This window comes from Chryseobacterium sp. sg2396 (genome assembly GCF_042610505.1).
In the GTDB taxonomy this organism is placed as follows: Bacteria; Bacteroidota; Bacteroidia; order Flavobacteriales; family Weeksellaceae; genus Chryseobacterium.
The window spans coordinates 1-4,409 of sequence record NZ_JBHGAQ010000041.1 but is presented as its reverse complement, the minus strand read 5'-3'; the positions used below and the strand labels follow the sequence as shown (position 1 = coordinate 4,409).

Sequence of the window (4,409 nt, the reverse complement as noted above, 5' to 3'; positions counted from 1 at the left end):
TACGATTATAAAAAAGATCAGTATATTTACCAGTACAAAGACCATTTGGGAAATGCCCGGGTAAGCTTTGGAAGAAACAGCGCAGGTAATCTGGAACTGGTAGATGTAAATGATTATTATCCTTTCGGGATGAACCATCTGAAGAGTGGCAATGCTTTCTTTGGAGCGGGATCTTATAAGAATTACAAGTACAACGGGAAAGAGTTGCAAGAGACCGGAATGTATGATTATGGTGCGAGATTTTATATGCCTGACATCGGAAGATGGGGGGTGATAGACCCAAGAAGCCAGTACACCCACGAAGCTTACAGTTATGTTTGGAACAATCCAATTAATTTTTGGGATCCTACAGGAATGCAGGGAGAAAAACTATCTGATTGGATTACCAATGGAAACGGAGGATATAGATGGGATCCTAACGTTACAGGACCTGAAAATACTCCTAATGGTTGGAGCTATGTAGGAAAAACAGGAAGTTATAGAGTTGAAGGAGCTACGGTACAACTTTTAGAGGGAGGAAATAAATTTACTGATATTGATGAAGTAGCAACAAGAGGTAATTCAGGCATTAATGCTGCAGCGATTACAGTAGGAGCAGGATCATCTGAATCTGGTGTAGGATTATTTATTTTATTAGCTGTATTTTCAAAGTTAATTATTGATGATATTTTTAATACTCCTTTGCCAATCCAGCATGGAATACAAATAGATCCGATGATGCATTCTCCTCAAACGATGAATACAGAATCTGATGAAGATAAAGATGTGAATGGTCAGGATGTACCGAAGGAGAAAAAAGTACCTGTTAGTGGAAAAACAGGAAAAGAGGCTGCAAAGGACGTTCCGTCTTGGGCTAAAGAACAAGGAGAAGCTCCTTATGTAGATGAAGACGGAAAAACTTTTGCGGAAAGGTTGTTAAATGGACAGTATGGTAAAGGGGAATGGAATAAAGGCAAAGCAAGTAAAGGACCTGGTTCTGAATTTAACAAAATTAAGAAATGGGGAGATAGGGGATTTGAAGTAAAGAAAAAATAATGATTATGCAATATTTTATATATATCCTTGATCATACTTATTCAGATGATTCACTGAAGGATACTAAAATTTTGGGATTTTGTGATACCATAGAAAATGTTGAAAAATTAAAATCAGAAGCTCTAAAACTACCTGGATTTGATCTCTATCCCAATAATTTTATCATTAATAAATTTATCATTAATAAAATACATTGGGAAAATGGATTTGAAAGTTCTATTGGGGAGATTGGAAGAGATTATCTTTTAGAAAGTGATTTAATAGATGATAGTGATTTATCTGTAAAAGAGTTGAATTTGGATTCAATTTTTAGTGTTAATCATAGCTACACTATTAATAGATATTTAGATGATGAAAGATTTATAGGTGTTTTTTCTTCAGAAGAGATGGCTGAAAAAGCAATAGAAAAATTGAAAAAACAAAATGGATTTATTCTGCATCCCGATGATTTTTATATAAGTGAAATAGCTATCAATGATTTTCTTTGGAAATCAGGCTTTTAAACCCCGATGGAATGCAGAATGAGGATTGGGTATATAATAGACAAACAAATAGTGTTTATTGGAATCCAAATGCTACAAGTCAGGCAACAGCAGGAGAAAATGAAACTTATCTTGGGAAATCAGGAACTTACACAGCTTACGATGGTACTACAACGCAGTTAAATTCAAATGGTAGTTACCCGATCTCGCGGATTTGTAATCCGTGAGCAACAATAAATAACCCACCGCAAAGCGGTGGGTTATGTGTTTTATAAAGTTGTTTCGTTTTGTGTTACAAAACAAAACTATAGCGTAGCAATATTTTTCTGTAAATAATCTTTAAATCGTTTTTTAGAAACGAAAGTTTCGATTAGTTTTAGAAGAATGTTTTTTTCTTCGGCATCAAGTTCATTGATAAGTTTTAACTGTTCCAGAACTGCGGTATCTTCCATAGAAACCTCATTGGGAACATTGTTTTTTTCATTGAAGAAAATAATATCATCTACGGCAATCCCGAAATGTTTAGCGACAAAAACCAATTTATCGACAGGAATATCCTGTTGGTTGTTTTCCATTTTAGAGTATCCTGTTCTGTGTGTATGCATCAGATCAGCCATCTCCTGCTGTGTTAAACCTTTGCTCTCACGGAGTTTTTTTAAGTTGTCGCCTATCTTCATAGTGAAAGAATTATACAGCGAATTTACTAAATAAGAACANTGGGGCGGGTTCGTATAAGAATTACAAGTACAACGGTAAGGAGCTTCAGGAAACCGGGATGTATGATTATGGGGCGAGATTTTATATGGCGGATATCGGAAGATGGGGTGTGGTAGATCCGTTGGCGGAGAAGATGACAAGATTCAGCCCATATAACTACGCTTTCAATAATCCTATACGATTTATTGATCCGGATGGAAGAGAAGGAAAAGGATGGATACATCAAATGTTTGAGGATGGACACCAAACCTTAACATNTAGATCCGTTGGCGGAGAAGATGACAAGATTCAGCCCATATAACTACGCTTTCAATAATCCTATACGATTTATTGATCCGGATGGAAGAGAAGGAAAAGGATGGATACATCAAATGTTTGAGGATGGACACCAAACCTTAACATATAGATCCGATATTAATACAATCCAGGAAGCATTGGATGCAGATTATACAAATGTCTATGGTGTAGCACAAACAGGTCAAGTAAAGGATGGATCTGCATCTTATTCTTTAAATGCTGATGGGACATATACAGATAATTCTACACAAGAAGTTTTTTCAGGAGCAACAACGACTGATGGTGGAATATATGTAAAAGGAAGAGGATCCTTTGACTTTAATAAATGGCTATCACATTTAGGTAATGAAGGTGGTGATTTTTATTCAAATCTTGGTGGGGCTGCTCCTATTGAACCATATAGCAATCCTTTTTTTAGAGGAGATATAGATAAAATGGTTAATGTTGATGGATATTTCGGAGGAATTATCAACGGTTTAAGTAGAGGAGACAAAAGTGATCCAAACTTAAAGAGTATCTTGATGAATACTATGGTAGATGTAATGTCATTAGTTGACTTGGCTGTTTCAGAATTTAAAGGAAAGAATAAAACTCTTAATAAAGATACAATTATTAGTGCCAACCGTACCATTTGATGATAAAGATACCATAATGCAGTTTAAAGTACCAAAAACTGGAAATATATATCAAAACTGGCACACAGGAAATAATTATGATGAGATTTCAAATCCATATGTAAAATCAAAAGTTGATAGTGTGCTAAAATCTAAAAGAAGATAATATGAAGAACTTAATTTTTATGGTCGGGATAATCATTCTTTTTTTACAATCTTGTAAGAAAGAAAACTATACTGAGTGGATTAGAGCTGAAGATACTGATACAAAAGCGATATACAGTAAAGGAAGATTAGTAAGTTCTGAAGTATATGATAAAAATGGGAAATTGGATAGTAAGTATATTTATAACAACGGTATGGTAATTAAAATTTATCATTACTATCCGAATCAAAAAATAAATAGCTACTCATATTTGCATAAAGCACCCAATCACTTTACTACAAAAATTTATTTTAATAATGGAAAAATTGCAAGTGAGGGAGAAATAGATTTTTATAAAGATAAAAATCTATTTCTAAAAAGAGGACCATGGATTTTTTATAGTAAAACTGGTGAAGCATACTCAATATATACTTTTTCTCATGACAACAAAAATGTATATGTGGAAGGAGAAACCTTATTTGATACAATTAAAAATAAAACTATTAGAGATGTGATCTATGATCCTCCTGTATTATGGAAAAAAAATGATTTTTAGTATTTTTGCCCCGCTCGCGTACGATTATATCGTGTGGCAGGCAATAAGAATCCGTTTCACAACCAAAAAAAGAAACGGATTCTTTTTTGTTATTCAATTCGATTGGAAGATAGATCGATACTAAAACAACCAACCATCTGGGCGGATATACCAAGACCGAAACCGAGCTTGATTTTGCAGGGGTAGTAAAAAAAACTAATACATATCATTTAAGAAAGCAGGGCGAAATCGGGGTAACACTCGAGGAAAGATTTGTCTATGACAGCCAGAACAGGCTGCTTCAGCATTACCATAAAGTAGATAATCAGCCTGAAGTACTTCTGGCTGAAAATACGTATAATGAACTCTCACAGCTAAAGAATAAAACCGTTGGCAACAGCCTGCAGAGTATTGATTATACTTACAACATCCGCGGCTGGATGACCTGGATAAACCGGGATCAGATGCCGGTTCCGGATCTGGGCGGGAAACTGTTTTCCTATAAAATTAAATACAACGAAAAGGAAGGAATAACGACACCTAATCCGGTGCAGTTTCCGGGTAAAGAAGTCGCAGCAAAATAC

Annotated in this window: 5 protein-coding genes and 1 pseudogene; 5 read left to right on the top strand and 1 reads right to left on the bottom strand. The window is 34.9% G+C overall.

Annotation, left to right across the window (positions count from 1 at the left end; translation table 11 throughout):
* Positions 1-1,035, top strand: a 1,035-nt coding sequence (locus ACED20_RS20945; RefSeq protein WP_378106671.1) for an RHS repeat domain-containing protein, incomplete at its 5' end; no start/stop codon positions are given.
* A 5-nt stretch (positions 1,036-1,040) separates the two neighbouring features.
* Positions 1,041-1,538 carry a hypothetical protein gene (locus tag ACED20_RS20940; protein WP_345767359.1) on the top strand — a complete coding sequence of 166 codons (498 nt, stop codon included), beginning with the start codon at positions 1,041-1,043 and terminating at the stop codon, positions 1,536-1,538.
* Positions 1,539-1,822: 284 nt separating this feature from the next.
* Here ACED20_RS20940 and ACED20_RS20935 read toward each other — a convergent pair whose 3' ends face one another.
* Complete coding sequence (locus ACED20_RS20935) at positions 1,823-2,194, bottom strand: helix-turn-helix transcriptional regulator (RefSeq protein ID WP_345767360.1); 372 nt, start codon at positions 2,192-2,194, stop codon at positions 1,823-1,825.
* A 53-nt stretch (positions 2,195-2,247) separates the two neighbouring features.
* On the opposite strand from ACED20_RS20935, the pseudogene ACED20_RS20930 reads away from it, so the two are divergent.
* The 3 genes and pseudogenes from ACED20_RS20930 to ACED20_RS20920 all read left to right on the top strand — a co-directional run.
* Positions 2,248-2,439 (top strand): annotated as a pseudogene (locus ACED20_RS20930) (RHS repeat-associated core domain-containing protein); the annotation flags it as partial.
* Between the two features lie 73 nt (positions 2,440-2,512).
* Positions 2,513-3,166, top strand: a complete 654-nt coding sequence (locus tag ACED20_RS20925) for a hypothetical protein (RefSeq protein WP_345767361.1) — start codon at positions 2,513-2,515, stop codon at positions 3,164-3,166.
* 146 nt (positions 3,167-3,312) lie between these two features.
* Positions 3,313-3,846, top strand: a complete 534-nt coding sequence (locus ACED20_RS20920) for a hypothetical protein (protein ID WP_378106668.1) — start codon at positions 3,313-3,315, stop codon at positions 3,844-3,846.
* Positions 3,847-4,409 lie beyond the last annotated feature (563 nt).